The organism is Paenibacillus pectinilyticus, assembly GCF_001700435.1.
GTDB classification, from domain to species: Bacteria; Bacillota; Bacilli; order Paenibacillales; family NBRC-103111; genus Paenibacillus_E; species Paenibacillus_E pectinilyticus.
The window spans coordinates 227698-242941 of record NZ_LYPC01000020.1; the positions used below are offsets into that span (position 1 = coordinate 227698).

General features: G+C 45.7%; 17 protein-coding genes. 12 read left to right on the forward strand and 5 right to left on the reverse strand.

The window, feature by feature from the left end; all coding sequences use genetic code 11:
• Positions 1-385 precede the first annotated feature (385 nt).
• From A8709_RS34535 to A8709_RS14910, 9 genes are all read left to right on the forward strand, one after another.
• On the forward strand, positions 386-538 hold the full coding sequence (locus A8709_RS34535; RefSeq protein WP_167357077.1) for a hypothetical protein: 153 nt from the start codon (positions 386-388) through the stop codon (positions 536-538).
• Between the two features lie 75 nt (positions 539-613).
• The gene (locus A8709_RS14875; protein ID WP_065853149.1) at positions 614-1309 is read left to right on the forward strand and encodes a hypothetical protein; all 696 of its coding nucleotides are present in this window, start codon (positions 614-616) and stop codon (positions 1307-1309) included.
• Entirely contained in the window at positions 1306-1518 is a 213-nt protein-coding gene (locus A8709_RS14880; protein ID WP_065853150.1) for a hypothetical protein, read from the forward strand. Before A8709_RS14875 ends, A8709_RS14880 begins: the two co-directional genes overlap by 4 nt.
• 72 nt (positions 1519-1590) lie before the next feature.
• Positions 1591-2484: an ATP-binding protein gene (locus A8709_RS14885; RefSeq protein WP_065853151.1), complete on the forward strand. Its 894-nt coding sequence runs from the start codon at positions 1591-1593 to the stop codon at positions 2482-2484.
• Entirely contained in the window at positions 2462-4414 is a 1953-nt protein-coding gene (locus A8709_RS14890) for a nitric oxide reductase activation protein NorD (protein WP_244163194.1), read from the forward strand. Before A8709_RS14885 ends, A8709_RS14890 begins: the two co-directional genes overlap by 23 nt.
• A gap of 241 nt (positions 4415-4655) precedes the next feature.
• Complete coding sequence (purT, locus tag A8709_RS14895) at positions 4656-5834, forward strand: formate-dependent phosphoribosylglycinamide formyltransferase (RefSeq protein WP_065853152.1); 1179 nt, start codon at positions 4656-4658, stop codon at positions 5832-5834.
• A 57-nt stretch (positions 5835-5891) separates the two neighbouring features.
• A complete protein-coding gene (locus A8709_RS14900; protein WP_065853153.1) occupies positions 5892-6365 on the forward strand; it encodes an acyl-CoA thioesterase in 474 nt (157 codons plus the stop codon).
• 256 nt (positions 6366-6621) lie between these two features.
• Positions 6622-7437 (forward strand): VanW family protein, encoded by an 816-nt coding sequence (locus tag A8709_RS14905; RefSeq protein WP_065853375.1) that lies wholly within the window; start codon positions 6622-6624, stop codon positions 7435-7437.
• Positions 7434-8240, forward strand: coding sequence for a DUF817 domain-containing protein (locus A8709_RS14910; protein WP_065853154.1), 807 nt, complete (start codon positions 7434-7436; stop codon positions 8238-8240). The genes A8709_RS14905 and A8709_RS14910 overlap by 4 nt, the downstream gene beginning before the upstream one ends.
• A gap of 44 nt (positions 8241-8284) precedes the next feature.
• Here A8709_RS14910 and A8709_RS14915 read toward each other — a convergent pair whose 3' ends face one another.
• From A8709_RS14915 to cysT, 4 genes are read right to left on the reverse strand one after another with little or no spacing between them, the layout of a single operon-like run.
• Positions 8285-9403: a sulfate ABC transporter substrate-binding protein gene (locus tag A8709_RS14915; protein ID WP_065853155.1), complete on the reverse strand. Its 1119-nt coding sequence runs from the start codon at positions 9401-9403 to the stop codon at positions 8285-8287.
• Between the two features lie 46 nt (positions 9404-9449).
• Positions 9450-10535 carry an ABC transporter ATP-binding protein gene (locus A8709_RS14920; RefSeq protein WP_065853156.1) on the reverse strand — a complete coding sequence of 362 codons (1086 nt, stop codon included), beginning with the start codon at positions 10533-10535 and terminating at the stop codon, positions 9450-9452.
• A complete protein-coding gene (locus tag A8709_RS14925) occupies positions 10525-11355 on the reverse strand; it encodes a sulfate ABC transporter permease (protein ID WP_065853157.1) in 831 nt (276 codons plus the stop codon). Before A8709_RS14925 ends, A8709_RS14920 begins: the two co-directional genes overlap by 11 nt.
• A complete protein-coding gene (cysT, locus tag A8709_RS14930; RefSeq protein WP_065853158.1) occupies positions 11352-12158 on the reverse strand; it encodes a sulfate ABC transporter permease subunit CysT in 807 nt (268 codons plus the stop codon). The genes A8709_RS14925 and cysT overlap by 4 nt, the downstream gene beginning before the upstream one ends.
• A gap of 325 nt (positions 12159-12483) precedes the next feature.
• On the opposite strand from cysT, the gene A8709_RS14935 reads away from it, so the two are divergent.
• The 3 genes from A8709_RS14935 (at position 12484) to A8709_RS14945 (ending at position 14664) form a co-directional block, all read left to right on the forward strand.
• Entirely contained in the window at positions 12484-13314 is an 831-nt protein-coding gene (locus A8709_RS14935; protein WP_065853159.1) for an alpha/beta hydrolase family protein, read from the forward strand.
• Between the two features lie 19 nt (positions 13315-13333).
• Positions 13334-13549 (forward strand): YezD family protein, encoded by a 216-nt coding sequence (locus A8709_RS14940; RefSeq protein ID WP_065853160.1) that lies wholly within the window; start codon positions 13334-13336, stop codon positions 13547-13549.
• A gap of 113 nt (positions 13550-13662) precedes the next feature.
• Entirely contained in the window at positions 13663-14664 is a 1002-nt protein-coding gene (locus tag A8709_RS14945; protein ID WP_065853161.1) for an alpha/beta fold hydrolase, read from the forward strand.
• 135 nt (positions 14665-14799) lie between these two features.
• Here A8709_RS14945 and A8709_RS14950 read toward each other — a convergent pair whose 3' ends face one another.
• Positions 14800-15225: an ester cyclase gene (locus A8709_RS14950; RefSeq protein WP_065853162.1), complete on the reverse strand. Its 426-nt coding sequence runs from the start codon at positions 15223-15225 to the stop codon at positions 14800-14802.
• Positions 15226-15244: the final 19 nt, after the last annotated feature.

The following is a 15244-nucleotide window of genomic DNA, read 5'->3' on the forward strand; positions in this document are numbered from 1 at the left end:
TTTTTATTAGTTGGATGTTGGAGGGGGATGTAAGACTTAGCCTTGACTCGAATAGGAACCAGTAGTTCCAACGCTAGCTCAAATCCAAATCAGTAATAATACTAACTGCATGATTTCCATAGACAAGCCCCACAAACCCGACAAAACTGCAAAAGTGCAGGCTTATTGGTGCTTTTTTGATGGAAATATTTTTACATTTATTTATATTTTAAACAAAAAATATCTAATAAAAAATGCGCTTTTGCAGGCTTTATAAAAAAAGGTTACTCAACATGCTTATAAGGACGCTATCAGATGTTTTTCTAAATAAAAGTAGTAAAAATAAGGGTTTTGGACCATATTAACACTAAAGTCAATCTGAATGAGAAAGGGGGCTAATCGAAACATGGAGATGGATGAATATCATTTTGCAAATTTAGGGATTCATGAGGAATTGATGCAGGATCTTCGTAACCTGGAGGCTCGTATGAAAGAGGAATTAGGCTATGAAATTGCGCTAATTGCGTATACCAAGGAACTGGACGGGCTTCCGAGTTAGTAAAAGAGGAATTAAGAATTGTAATTCGGTAAGTGAGTAAGTTATGGAATCTACAGATATAGAGGGGGAATAACGATGAACGCTGTGAAAATGTCCGTTCTGATGACGGCTGCAATCGTAGGTTTGACAGGGTGTACGGCGGCAGCGGGTACGAATAAAAACAAGGAAACGATGGTTTCCATACAGAGTAGTGGGAGCTCCGATTTCAGTAATCATAACTCGAAAGGTGCTATGGCATCTTTCGAAACAAACCAAAACCACCGTGCACACGCAGGGCACGCTTTGGGGACGCAATCCAAAACAATAGATGAGAAAACGCATCGCAACACGTATCTATCCATGAACCGTGAAGTGGCAGATCAAGTCATGCAGGCCGCTCGCCTAGGCTCGACTGTTGTGGCTATGACGGATACTAATATTTATGTGGCTGTTGATATGGGCGGGATGAAGGATAATACGACAATGACTGACCAATCCAAGCAGCTAAGCAAAAATAACGATCCTACTAAAGAAGCAGGGTTGTTCGGCTCAGGTATGGGAGCACAAATGGATTGGGTCTCAGCGAAACCCATACCAATGGATAGCAGCAACGCGATCCGTCATTTGTTAACGCGCATTTATCCGGATTCCACGATTTATATATCGTCTAATCCACTTTTTGTGAATCGAATGATGTATTATGACATGCAGCAGCGCAATAACAAACGAATGGATACATATTTGAACGAGTTTAATACGATGGTTAAATATGCTTTTAATAGTAGCAAATGAGTAATAAATATAAGGTTCGTGCGTACTGCAGCTCGCAAACATGTGATTACATGCATAAAGAAGATATGATGCTAGCCATCAATTATGAAACTGCCTATAGCTTGGCCCAGCATTATAATGATTTTCCATCTAAACCATTGTGTCCATCCTGTGGTGAAGCGATGTCTTTCTATGCGTTTTCGGTCATCGAGGAGCCTTGGTTTACGTAAGTGGCTTGACAATAGGCGCTTTCCTGATAAATAGTAAGAAGATATTGCAATCAGGAAAGGATCACCATCACCATGCAAATAGCGTCATTGAAGATAGAACACCTGCCGAAAGAGCTTCATTTAACCATTCTAGATCGACAAAAGAACGTATATACGACGGAGGATCGCAATTTGATTGGCGTAGCAGCCTATGAAGCCCCGACAGAGGAGCTTCTTACGGATGCGATTCTTTCCCTCTTTTTAGGTAAAAATGTACTGCTGAAGGGGCCGACGGGTTCTGGCAAAACCAAACTGGCGGAGCATGTTTCGGCTATTTATAACCAGCCTATGCATAGTGTCAATTGTTCCACAGATTTGGATGCAGAAGCGTTGCTAGGATTCAAAACATTAACGCATGACGAAAATGGCCGCAGTCAAATCGCGTTTATTCCTGGGCCAATTATGAAAGCTATGACCAAAGGGCATTTGCTGTATATTGATGAAATTAATATGGCCAAGCCGGAAACCCTGCCATTGATTAATGGTGTACTGGATCATCGCAGATCGATTACGAACCCGTTTACTGGTGAGGTTGTTAAAGCACATCCGGATTTTCGAGTGCTGGCGGCCATCAACGAGGGGTACATTGGTACAGTCCCTTTAAACGAAGCACTCAAGAATCGATTTGTAACAATTGATATTCCGTATTTGCAAGGCGAGGCTTTGTTTCAGTTAGTCAAAAGTCGTTCCGTACTGCGCGATGAGAAATTGATTCGCATATTTGTTCAGCTATCAGCGGATTTACTTTCTCTGATTGAAATGGGCCAATTACCTGATGAAGCGGGGTCCATTAGAGCCTTGTTAGATGCCTGCGATCTAGCAGCCTATATTCCGGCTATGCGGGCTGTAACGCGAGCGATCGCAGATAAGCTAGAAGATGAAAGGGAACGTGCAGCTGTGATGAATGCGGCTGAAACGTTTTTTTAACGCGATGTTCGTAGGAAGTCTTAGCCGATTGGATGATAAAATTGATGCTATGCTGCATATGCAGCTGGTTGATTTGGCTCGTTTATTTACCAAACGAGGAAAGCTTGAGGTCGAGGCGGGATTCCATGCACACTATGAAGAGTCAGCCTCTCACATGACCGTGAGCCAGTTCTGGTGGGATTATTCCCTAAAGGATAAAACAGCTGGGATGAAAAGTGATGTGTATCTGCGTTGTCTTGGCAGTGCCTGGTTCACGGGAGCAGAAGCCGTGAGCGACTATCTTCTTTTTTGTGCGAATACCAGGTTTCCTAAGCTGGCTAATTGCTTGTTTGCACTCTGCGAAGATATGCGGCTAGAACGAATCTGCCGTAAAATCAGACCTGGAACTGGAGCTGTGTTTGCTCACCGGCATCGCATACTAGGTTCGTATTTTCAACATAAATTAAAGACTCATCTAACCAAGGGAGAGCTTGGGGATGCTGTGCTACTATTGGTCTATGGCTGGTTTACTGGAAAAACGTGGAAAAGCGAGATGCACACTACGTTTGGCATAGAATTGTCTACTCAATTAGCCGCCCTTTACAACGATTTAGAGCAAGTCGAGGAAGCGTCACATACGGCAGATGTTGCAAAAACTTGCGAAAAGATGATGCTTGCGCTATCCGATTGGCTGGAGCGGGACGCTGTTGCTGCCTACTTCTGGATGCAGCAAGGCAGTGGCGTAGCCGAGCCGGTTGTTGCGGATTACAAAGGCGAGCTCAAGCGTGCGAAGCCGCTTGCCAACGATGATGTGCTCCCCGAACAAGAGGGGGAGCGGCAGTTGCCAGGCCAAGAGCGGATGCCGACTTGGCACCGCGAGAGCAGTGACCGCAGCCCGGGGCTGCTGCGGTTCGAGCTGGAGCGCGGCGCACGCACCGCCGCGCAGGGCTCTGCGCCACGTGAGGGCGATGCCGCCGACCAGGCGCTCGCCATCACCCAGGGGCGCTCGCAGCGCGCCCAGCGCACCGGCGCCGCCGCTGAGCGGCGCCAAGGCGCCTCCGTGCCCGCCGCAGCGGGGCACGGCGTAGCTGAGGTCGCCGCGTTCGCGACGGCGACCTGGCTCGCGCCTGAACGTCCTACTGCTGCGCAGGAGGACGGGTTCAGGCGCCTGAGCGAGCGCGCAGCGCCGCTCGCGAAGCCCTTGCAGCGTGCGATACGGCGCACGCTGGAGCAGAAGCGGATCGCCCCGCGCGGCGATCGCTTATTCGGGCGGCTCGATAAGCGGCTTACGCGAGCCGTTACGCAAGAGCTGCCGCGCCTCTTCTATAAGAAGCGCGCGCCGGTACCCCAGCTCGATGCAGCGTTTGCGCTGCTCGTCGACTGCTCAGCGTCCATGTATGACAAAATGGACGAAACGAAGCTCGGTCTCGTGCTGTTCCACGAGACCCTCAAGGACCTGCGAATCCCCCACGAAGTCGTGGGATTCTGGGAAGATGCGGACCGCGTTACGGAGCAGGAGGCACCGAACCTGTTCCAGGTTGCGGTCGACTTTGGCTCCTGCCTCGCGGTCGGGAGTGGCGCGGCTCTGATGCAGTTGGAGCCGCAGCAGGATAATCGCGATGGCTTTGCTATTCGCGAGATGACGAAGCGGCTGCTGCGTCGCACAGAGCGGCAGCGCATCCTCCTTGTGTTCTCGGATGGGGAGCCTTCCGCAGCCAACTATAATGATGTTGGCATCTTGGATACACACGAAGCTGTGCTGCAAGCTAGGCGCATGGGTGTCGAAGTCATCAGTGTGTTTCTAGCGAATGGCACGGTGCATGAAACACAGCGGAATGCCATGCGAAATATGTATGGGCGTAGTAGCATCGTTGTGCCTAACGTAGAGGAATTGCCCGAACAACTGGTGCCGATTTTGCGAAAGCTCCTACTGAAATCAATTCTCACCTAACAAGATGACGTGAAATTTCCTTCATTTATGAACAATCGGCGGAACCTAAACTGCTGTATTCATCTATCTTTTACCCATAAAATCCAGTACAATAGATCAGGGTCATTTCACGGCAAAATCCGAGTAAATGTGACCCTTTTCGATGATTTTGATCTCATTTCGTTCTATCATCATTTATTATCTACATACGTATCACACATTGAAGCCGTCATTATTATCATTATAGGAGGTAAGGAATCTCATGTACGGAGCACCATTATCACACAAATCGAAGAAAATTATGCTGCTTGGCTCAGGAGAGCTTGGCAAAGAGGTTATCATTGAAGCACAACGTTTAGGTATTGAAACGATTGCGGTTGATCGTTATGCGAATGCACCTGCCATGCAAGTTGCACATCGCAGCCACGTTATTGATATGCTAGATAGTGAGCAACTGCGTGCGATTATCGAACAAGAGCGCCCGGATTTGATCGTGCCTGAGATTGAAGCAATTGCCACTTCCGTACTTGTTGAATTGGAGACGGAAGGCTACCGAGTCATTCCGACGGCAACGGCTTCTCGTTTGACGATGGATAGAGAAGGCATTCGCCGACTTGCCGCTGAAACGTTAGGATTGCGCACAGCTAAATTCGAATTTGCCAATAGTCTGGAAGAATTACACGCAGCAGTAGCAAAAATCGGGACACCTTGCGTAATTAAACCGATCATGAGCTCTTCGGGTAAAGGGCAAAGTGTTTGCCGCACGCCTGAAGGCGTGGAAGCTTCGTGGAACATCGCCATGGAAGGCGGACGCGCCAAGAAAGCTCGCGTAATCGTTGAGGAATTCATCCACTTTGAATCGGAGATCACATTGTTAACGGTTCGTTCCATCTCGGGGACTACGTATTGTGAGCCGATTGGTCATATCCAAAAAGACGGTGACTACATCGAATCTTGGCAGCCTCACACCATGTCAGAGCAACAGATCATGGATGCGCAGCATATGGCCAAAACGATAACGGATGCCCTCGGTGGTCTTGGTTTATATGGGGTAGAGCTATTCTTAACCGCAGATGGCGTATACTTCAGTGAAGTTTCACCTCGCCCGCATGATACAGGGATGGTTACGATGGCTACACAGGATCTCAGTGAATTTGCGCTTCATGCAAGAGCGATATTGGGCTTCCCCATAACGGGAGTTCGCTTGTTAACACCTGGTGCAAGCTACACGCTAAAAGCAGATCGCGAGCAAGTTGAATATACGATTAGCGGAATTGAAGAAGCGTTATCTGTGCCGAATACGCAAGTTCGCGTGTTTGGAAAGCCAGAAACCAAAGTGGGACGCCGCATGGCAGTAGCCCTAAGTTCGGCTGAGACGGTGGAAGAAGCGCGCAGCCTAGCCAAGCAAGCAGCAGGGAAATTAACTTTGAATTTCGACTAAAATATAGCATGACTGCAGTACCTGTATGTCTGAGGTCATCATTCGGAGGCAACCAGTATGGAACCCAAAGCAGCAAGACTGTCTCGAACCGTGTTGACAGAAATTATTTTGCCGGCGGACACGAATTACCATAATACGGTGTTTGGCGGGCGCGTTATGCAGTATATCGATAAAGTGGCAACTATTGCGTCGATGCGCCATTGCCGTAAGAGTGTCGTAACTGCGTCTAGTGATAGTCTGGATTTTTTCGCGCCAGTTAAGCTTGGCGAGGCCATTCAGTTGGAAGCATTCGTCACATGGACACATCGAAGCTCCATGGAGGTCTATGTGAAAATTGAGTCGGAGAATCTGCTTACAGGTGAAAAAAAGCGGACCGCTACTTCATTCTTGACTTTCGTTGCTTTGGATGAACATGGTCAGCCATGTCCCGTTCCAGGCATCATCGCCGAGACGGATGAAGAGAAGAAGCTGTTTGAATCTGCGGAAGCACGTTTTACAGCGCGGAAACTTCGTAAAGAAGAAAGACATTAGGCAGCTACTTGACGCGTGGCTAATAAATAAGGCAGTTCCCAATAGGGAGCTGCCTTATTTGTTTTGGAAAAGGAAGGAATAATTGGATGCTTATTGAATATTACTGATATCGCACGTGAATGAACAAAAGCAGCACAGTGTTAGTGGTTAATAACCACTTTCGAACTTTTTATAAACTGTAGGAGTCAAATCTAGGGGATAGTCGACTCCATCTATTGCCAAAGAAAAGGACGGGGAATTAGTGGAATTTGTTGAGATGAAAAAACGAATAGGCAAACGGTTTCCATTTTTATATCAACTTCGGGTAAAGCAGCTTATGTTCAAAAGGCACATCATCAATTTGAATCCTGGACATACATTCGCATACTTAAAAAGTGACCAGATACTTCCCTACACGGTGAAGAAGCATAAGTCGATTTTACGAAGAGTACTCGGTCATACAGATCCGATTTTACAAGAGAATAAGATTGTGAATTTACGCATTGCATTGAAACATGTGAATGGAATCGTGATCCAGCCTGGCGAAACGTTTTCCTTTTGGAAGCTAATCGGCGTAACGAGTAAGGAGAAGGGGTACATTGAGGGCCTTATGTTATCCCACGGCGAGGTGAAGGTAGGAACGGGCGGAGGGCTGTGTCAGTTAGCCAATATGCTGTATTGGTTAGCGCTACATACGCCACTTGTCATCAAGGAAAGGCATCATCATAGCTTTGATCTTTTTCCTGATGATCGCCGAGTGATTCCTTTTGGGACAGGGACGAGTGTGTTTTACAATTATGTCGATCTGCAATTTTACAATCCTACTGAGAATCGGTTTCAATTTAACCTAGAAGTGACCGACGAGTACTTAGAAGGCACGATTAGCAGTGAGGCGGAATTGGCTTATGATTACAAAGTAAAAGAAAAAAACCATCAGTTTTATCAACGTGGAGATAAATGGTACAGAGGGAATGAAATATGGCGGCAAACTTACCATAAATCTGATGACACGATGCTAGACGAAGTATTAGTGAATGTGAATCATTCCGAAGTCAAATATATGAATTCGCATACACCCCAGGAGACAGTATGAAAGTAGAGCATCTAAAGGAATTCCTGATTTTCGGCTGGAAGCAGGCGTTGTGCTGCATTTTTCCTGTTGTAATTTTTATGACATTAGCGATATCGAAAGTTGTACATATTGATTTTATCCATCGCTATGATTTTATCTTACTTGTGTGTATCCTTGCTCAGCTCCTATTGGTCTGGTCGAAGCTAGAAAGCGTGGATGAGCTCAAGGTAATCACATTATTTCATCTCATCGGACTAGGCTTAGAGTTGTATAAAGTGCACATGGGTTCTTGGTCTTATCCAGAAGAAGGATGGACGAAATTCGGCGGAGTCCCGTTATATAGCGGCTTCATGTACGCCAGTGTGGCGAGTTACGTATGTCAGGCATGGAAACGTTTTGATTTACATCTGGTGCACTGGCCGAGGACTTCGATTGCAGTTATGATAGCCGTGTGTATTTATGCGAACTTCTTTACGCATCATTTTGCCTATGATATCCGTTGGTTCCTCATCGCGGGTTTAGTTATCCTTTTTTACAAAACGAAAGTTCGTTTTACGGTCACCACAGTGCCTCGTCAAATGCCCACCATGTTGTCCTTTGCACTGATCGCTTTTTTTATTTGGCTCGCCGAAAATATTTCCACCTTCCTAGGTGCATGGCGCTATCCCGATCAAGAAATTTCCTGGCAGATTGTGCACTGGGGTAAAATCACTTCATGGTTTCTGTTAGTCATCATTACGATTATCAGCGTGGCTGAATTAAAGCGGATCAAATATCCAGAGCAAGTGAGGGGAAAAGTGGAGAAGGGCGCTTCCCTTAAATAACGAAAACCCCAGAGCACAAGGCTGCTCTGGGGTTATTTCTTGTCTTACTTAGCTCCGCCTTCGGCAAGGATGGTTTCCCAAATCGCGCCTTTACCATAGAGCTCTTTGTTCACTTTATCCCATCCGCCAAGGTATTCGATGTTGAATAGGCCAGGAGGAGTTGTGTAGTTTTTCTCATATTGTTTCGCAACTTCTGGAAGAACAGAGCGGAAGCCTTTGTCAGCAAAAACCTTCTGAGCATCCACAGAGAACAAGTAGTTGTAGAAAGCTGTAACAGCTTCACGATTACCATGTTTATCTACGTATTTATCGATAATAGCAACTGGATTCTCAATGGAAGTTGTGTATTGCGGAATAACTTCAACATATTTTTTACCGGATTGGATACGAGCAACAAGTTCATTCTCATAAGTGATGATCGCATCGCCTACACCTTTATCGAAAGTCGTAAGGGAATCCGCACCGCTCTTGTCTAAAACTTTAATGTTTTTGTAGATTTTGGCTACCAAATCTTTGGCAACGGCAGGGTCTTGCTTGCCAGCAGCTTCGGAGATTTTGAGACCAGCACCATAAACGGCATTGATATCCCATTTAGCGCCACCGGAAGTGCTTGGATTTGGAATTAGAACTTCTACACCTGGTTTGGTCAAATCGGACCAATCTTTGATGCCTTTCGGATTCCCTTCACGTACACCGATCGCCGCGATGGATGTTGTGATGTTTCCTTTGTAAGGATTGTTTTTCCAATCACTCGTGATCAAGCCTTTTTCCACGATTTTTTGGATATCGCCTTCAAGAGAGAGTGGGGCGATATCTGCTTCGAAGCCTTGAATGATCGCAGTAGCTTGGGAACCAGATGCTACATAAGATTCTTGGAAATCAACAGTTACACCTGTTTTCTTTTTATATTCTTCTTTGAATTTCGGCAGGATGACATCAAAGGAATCTTTCAAGATGGAATAAGCGCCGATGGTGATTGTTACTTTACCGCCATCCGCTTTTGGTGTCGTACTTGCAGCTGCTGTTGCTGTTGCGCCAGTGGTTGCTGCGGCTGTAGGTGAACTAGTGCTTGCTGTTTTTGTGTCGGATCCGCAAGCTGTAAGGGCAATACTTGCTGTGAATAATGCGGCAGTAACGAGGCCAAGCGATTTGAATTTTTTCATGGTTAACAACTCCCCTTCTTTTCTAATGCTTATTTAGGATAAATGATCATATGAAGACAGGCTGTGGATCTTGTTTGGCCTGATTATCAATCCAAGTAGTACCGTCCTTGGTAAATACAGAAATTTGATGAATCAAGATGTTCACGTCATCGCCAACTTGATAGATGCGGTCATTCACTGGCTGGTAAGCAAAGAGTTTATATGGACCAGCGTCCATTTCCAAATACCAAGAATCGCCGCGGAAGTGAACGTGTGTGACTTTACCTTTTTCACCAGCAGTAGCTAAGTGACTGACATTATGTGGTCGAACCTCAATATTCTCAGGTCTAATGAGGACATTGACATCTGGAAGCCATTTACCGTCTTGCTGAAGGTCAGCAAGGGACGGGAAGCCAACTAACGGTGCGTAGTGAGACAACACATTAGATTCACCAATGAAGGAAGCTGCGAAAGAAGAGGCAGGCTTCGTATAAATTTCCCAAGGGCTTCCTTGCTGTTCGATTTTTCCGCCTTGGACCAAAATTATTTCATCAGCGACCTCGATCGCCTCATCCTGATCATGCGTAACGAACAAGGTCGTTACTTTGAATTCATTAATGAGATTACGCAGCCACACACGTAGCTCTTTCCGAATCTTGGCATCAATTGCCGCGAATGGCTCATCGAGTAGAAGGAGGCGCGGTTCAGGTGCTAATGCCCGGGCAAAGGCAACCCGTTGGCGTTGACCGCCAGAAAGTTGATGCGGATATTTCCGCTCATGGCCAGCTAGCCCCATTAAATTAAGTAAATACGTAACGCGATCCTGAATCTCAGCCTTCGATTTCTTGAGTACCTTCAGTCCATAAGCAACGTTGTCAAAAACGGTCATGTGTTTGAAGAGGGCATAGCTTTGAAATACGAAACCAATTCCGCGCTCTTGCACAGGAAGGTGAGTCGCTATTTTACCGTCGAAATAAATATCGCCGCCAGTAGGGCTTTCGAGACCAGAGAGCATCCGCAGGATGGAGGTTTTACCGCCACCGCTCGGTCCAATCAAGCCGACAAGATGCCCTTCTTTTATTTTAAAATTAACGTCTTTGATCGCATGAAATTCACCGTAATGTTTATTTAAGTTGGTCACTTCAATGTGCATGCGGGGATCCTCCTCCATGGTTTCTTGCTGCTTCACTTCTCCGTTTTAACCACTCTAGCACTAACAAAATCGTGATCGAAATGAGTCCTAGTACGAAAGCTAAGCTATTCGCTGCAACAAGTTGAAATTGCTCAGCGTCTTGATAGACGAGTGTAGTAGCCGTTTGTGTTTGATTAATGATGTTACCGGACACCACCAGGATTGATCCGAATTCACCGAGCGCTCTCGCAATAGTCAAAATTAACCCATACACGACACCCCAGCGAATACTCGGCCAGGTCACTTGGAAGAACGTACGCCATGGACCGGCGCCTAAGGTAGCCGAAGCTTCTTCGGACTGTGTACCGATCTCTTCAAGTAAAGGGACAACTTCACGTACCATAAGCGGGAAGGTGATAAACATGGTCGCGATCACCATACCAGGAATGGCATAGACAATTTTCATGTTATGGTCTTCCAAGAAGGCTCCGAGCGCTGTGTTTGGCCCGAAGATCAAAATCACCATTAAGCCCACAATGACTGGAGATACAGCAAAGGGAAGATCAATCAAGGCGTTAATGATAGGCTTTAGCCAACGGGAGATCCAAGACCCTCTTACAATTTCTAATGAAATATAAATTCCGATAATGGCATTAAGAATAGTAACGATGGATACAATGATCAGGGAAATTTTCATGGCATGCAGGGCTTCTGGTCGAACCAGTGATTTCAGGAAAGCACTAGGCCCATCTTCGAACGCGCCCACTGTAATACCTAAGAAAGGCAATATAATTAGTAGGAATATGACCAAAAAAGAAATTCCGATTAATAATCTTCTCATGCTAGCCGCCCCTTTCCGCGTGTCCATACATGGATAGCCCATAATATCAGGACGGAAAGTGTAAGGAGGACTAGTGAGATCGCAGCAGCACCTTCGGGATTGTAGTTCTGCGTTTCACCATATATATAGACCGAGGCGACCATCGTTTTTCCTGGTAAATTACCGGAGATCAATGAGATGGCACCGAATTCAGCAAGTGAGCGGGAAAAAGCGAGCATACTGCCGGCAATCGTACCGGGTAGAAGTGCTGGAAACACAATGCGGCAGAACGTATAGAATCTGCTTGCGCCGAGTGTAAAGCTAGCCTGTTCTTCTGCTGGATCGATCTGCTCGAGCAATGGCTGAACCGTTCGTACAACGAATGGAAAGGTTACGAAGACGAGACCGATAACGATCGCGGTTTGATTATAAAGCAGCTTAATCCCCGCATGGTCTAGCCAAGCCCCTAGTGGACTTTGTGGTCCTAGTAGGGTTAGAAACATTAATCCGGCAACAGAGGTCGGAAGTGAGAAGGGAAGATCAACCATACTGTTTAGAATACTCTGCCCTCGAAAACGATACCTGACGAGAACGTAAGCGATGATCGTTCCTACTATGGCTTGAATCACAGTAGCAATGACGCTGAGCTTAACTGTTAACATAATTGATTTCCATGCTAAAGGTCCCGTAACTTCTTTCCAGAAAGGCTCCCATCCTAACGAAAATCCTTTGACATAGATGGATGCGATAGGGATAAGAAGAAAAACGATTAAGTAGCCTATAAGCACGGATCGAACCGTCGCTTTAAAAACCTTGTTCCGCATGGAACACCACCATTCTGATAAAACTTATAAACCATACCAAGTTACTTGGTTTTATTAAAATGAATATAACAGCGCCAGGTTTATTCTGTCAATACGTAATTGTGGAAAAAATTCGCAATGTAAGGTTTTTCTTTTTGCATATAATAGTAAGGAGTTAATTTTCTAAAAAGGTCAAAATTGACGAGACGAATATCCATGAAAAATGTTTGGATAATTAAGCCAAAGATGCATTGACACCTGAAACTTCACATGCTAAGATGGTTTTATCTTCTAAATCCGAGTAAATTCATCAGAATAATATGAGTAATGAAAGGGAGTTACCAACATGGAGCATGCCATCACGATTCAAAGCGACGACGTCGAATTAGCTGCAACGCTACATTACCCCACAGATCAACATACGGCGGCACAAGCCGATTGTCAGCGCTGGCCCTTAATCATTATTTGTCACGGATTTATTGGGAGTCGAATCGGTGTTGACCGGCTTTTTGTAAAGGCAGCTCGTTCTTTCAGTGCGCAAGGTTATTTTGTTCTCCGTTTTGACTATGGCGGCTGTGGTGAGAGCACGGGCGATTATGGTGCAGGCGGGCTAGATGTTCTAATTGAACAAACACGTCGAGTGATCGATTATGGCGTTTCAATCGATTGCGTGGATTTAAGTAGAGTTATTCTGCTTGGACATAGTCTAGGTGGAGCGGCAGCTGTATTGACCGCTGCTAAAGATCACCGCGTGAAAACACTCGTACTTTGGTCAGCAGTTGCACATCCTCATAATGATATTATGCGCATTGTTGGCAAGAACGAATACGAGAAACTACCGCTAGGCGGTACAATTGACCATCATGGCTATACATTAACAAGCCGATTCTTCGAATCCTTATCTCAGCACCAACCGTTCGAGCAATTGCGCAAATTTGCAGGTGACGTATTTGTGGTACATGGGACAGCTGACGAAACAATACCAGTCGATTACGCTCCGCTCTATCAGAAGATGTTTTGGTTGCGTAAACAAGGGCAATGTGATCTTGAACTCATTTATCAAGCGAACCATACGTACTCAACGACACCATCTACAACTGAATTGTTAGAGAAGACCGGAGATTGGCTGAGCTTTTCTTATAAACGAAATAAAGAATGGAACGATTGGACAATTTAATCGACTTGGAGGCAAAAATATGGCGAAACCACTGGAACTAGATGAAGTTTGGGTAGGACGCATTAAACAAATTTTGGACGGATTAGAATATGGTTCAGTTCAAATTGTTGTTCATGATGGGAAGATCACACAAATTGATAAAACAGAAAGAAAAAGATTTGAGACCGCGGCAGCCCCGCAGGCTCAAGCTCCATTGCAAGCAGTTAAATCAACGAAGCAAAAAAGTAAAGTTTAGTTATCCTTTGCACTCATACAGGAGCCCTCTTTCTTCGGAAAGGGGGCTGTTTTCATGCGTCAGAAGACTTATACTAAACAGAGAAGGACAGTGGAATGTGGAAGGGGAGTCTTATGCGTAAGGGGCACTTTATTTGGGAAGATGCGCAGGGAATCAATCACTATGTGTACGAATGGCTTCCTTCAGAAGGCATCAACGTAAAGGGGATCGTACAAATTGCCCATGGCATGGCAGAAACAGCTGCCAGATATGAGCGATTGGCAAGTGTTTTAACGGATCAAGGGTATGCAGTGTATGCCAATGATCATTTGGGGCACGGTTTAACAGCAGGATCACCCGATGCAGTGGGCAAATATGGTAAGGACGGGTTTCATGCCATGGTGGCTGTGATGGGGCAAATCACGTTACAAATTCGTTCGCTTTTCGAAGATAAATGGCAATCTGGTGAGTCCACAGAACGAGGAATAGAGTCCAAGCACCTGCCTTTATATGTACTAGGGCATAGTATGGGGTCATTTTTGACACAGCATTATCTCGTATCTCATATGGAGAAGTATCCTGACCATGTTCAAGGCATTCTTCTTTCAGGGTCAAATGGCAAAGAAGGCGCCGCGCTGAATGCCGGTATTGCTATTGCAACCTTGGAGGCTGCTTTCCGAGGCGATCATTTTCGCAGCTTGCTGCTAACCGCACTTTCATTCGGTTCATTTAATAATCACTTTAAGCCGAATCGCACACCATTCGATTGGTTGAGCAGGGATGAGCAGGAAGTCGATGCTTATATCGATGACCCCTATTGTGGGGTTGTGTTTACTTCAGGGTATTTTCGAGATTTCTTCAAGGGACTGAAAGAAATTCATCAAGCCCAGCATGTGAATCGAGTTCGGAAAGATATACCGATTTATATTTTCTCAGGCGAGGATGATCCCGTTGGTGGACATGGCAAAGGTGTGCGAAAGCTAATTAAAGCCTATGAGGATCTTGGCGTTCAAGATCTCAGTTATAAATTGTACCCTGGTGGCAGGCATGAAATGCTGAATGAGATCAATCGGGCCGAGGTTATGCAGGATATTACAGCTAAGCTGGATGAATGGGTTGAGAAAAATAACAAGTAGCTAACACGAATAAAGCTGTTCCTTTGGGCAAAATGCCTGTGAGGGACAGCTTTTTTGTGTTGAAACGAGCTGATTACGATATGTATGGAAGACTCGACTGGGAAAGGGGAAAGGGGAAAGGGGAAAAAGGTGTAACTATTTCGCGTTACGCTCGAGTTGTACGCGAATACCTTCGCGGTCAATTTGTATCCAATACTCGACGATTCGCTCATTCGCGATACGATAAACGGCGCTGGCGATTTCGATAATTGTTTTCCCTGTCGGAGCATAGCCATCTACTTCTCCGATATGTGTACCTGTTTGTTTCCAACGGACATACACGCGATCCTCTTGTGCGAGCAGTTCCTGAATTTCTAACTGAAAGGAGCCGTAAGCTTCGATCATTTCTCTAACGTGATCAGCGTAATTCGTAGGCGAGCGATGTACGGTTGTTTCTTTCTCGGCTGTCATTTGATGGGCGAGAACTTGCTCTGCCATGTAATCGTGTGCTGCATCGGGCTGCTTGCCGGAACGAACGCGTGCGAAAAATTGATGAATGACTTCTTGTGGTGTTAGTGGCATCTAAGTTGCTCCTTCGAAA

Bases quoted from the DNA above. Each gene is read 5' to 3' on its own strand.
- A8709_RS14925 (WP_065853157.1), bottom strand. From the start codon at position 11,355: ATGAGAAGATTATTAATCGGAATTTCTTTTTTGGTCATATTCCTACTA.
- A8709_RS14940 (WP_065853160.1), top strand. From the start codon at position 13,334: ATGGCGAAACCACTGGAACTAGATGAAGTTTGGGTAGGACGCATTAAA.
- A8709_RS14915 (WP_065853155.1), bottom strand. From the start codon at position 9,403: ATGAAAAAATTCAAATCGCTTGGCCTCGTTACTGCCGCATTATTCACA.
- A8709_RS14875 (WP_065853149.1), top strand. From the start codon at position 614: ATGAACGCTGTGAAAATGTCCGTTCTGATGACGGCTGCAATCGTAGGT.
- A8709_RS14945 (WP_065853161.1), top strand. From the start codon at position 13,663: ATGCGTAAGGGGCACTTTATTTGGGAAGATGCGCAGGGAATCAATCAC.
- A8709_RS14900 (WP_065853153.1), top strand. From the start codon at position 5,892: ATGGAACCCAAAGCAGCAAGACTGTCTCGAACCGTGTTGACAGAAATT.
- A8709_RS14890 (WP_244163194.1), top strand. From the start codon at position 2,462: ATGCGGCTGAAACGTTTTTTTAACGCGATGTTCGTAGGAAGTCTTAGC.
- A8709_RS14910 (WP_065853154.1), top strand. From the start codon at position 7,434: ATGAAAGTAGAGCATCTAAAGGAATTCCTGATTTTCGGCTGGAAGCAG.
- purT (WP_065853152.1), top strand. From the start codon at position 4,656: ATGTACGGAGCACCATTATCACACAAATCGAAGAAAATTATGCTGCTT.
- A8709_RS14885 (WP_065853151.1), top strand. From the start codon at position 1,591: ATGCAAATAGCGTCATTGAAGATAGAACACCTGCCGAAAGAGCTTCAT.
- A8709_RS14950 (WP_065853162.1), bottom strand. From the start codon at position 15,225: ATGCCACTAACACCACAAGAAGTCATTCATCAATTTTTCGCACGCGTT.
- A8709_RS14920 (WP_065853156.1), bottom strand. From the start codon at position 10,535: ATGCACATTGAAGTGACCAACTTAAATAAACATTACGGTGAATTTCAT.
- A8709_RS34535 (WP_167357077.1), top strand. From the start codon at position 386: ATGGAGATGGATGAATATCATTTTGCAAATTTAGGGATTCATGAGGAA.
- A8709_RS14905 (WP_065853375.1), top strand. From the start codon at position 6,622: ATGAAAAAACGAATAGGCAAACGGTTTCCATTTTTATATCAACTTCGG.
- A8709_RS14935 (WP_065853159.1), top strand. From the start codon at position 12,484: ATGGAGCATGCCATCACGATTCAAAGCGACGACGTCGAATTAGCTGCA.
- A8709_RS14880 (WP_065853150.1), top strand. From the start codon at position 1,306: ATGAGTAATAAATATAAGGTTCGTGCGTACTGCAGCTCGCAAACATGT.
- cysT (WP_065853158.1), bottom strand. From the start codon at position 12,158: ATGCGGAACAAGGTTTTTAAAGCGACGGTTCGATCCGTGCTTATAGGC.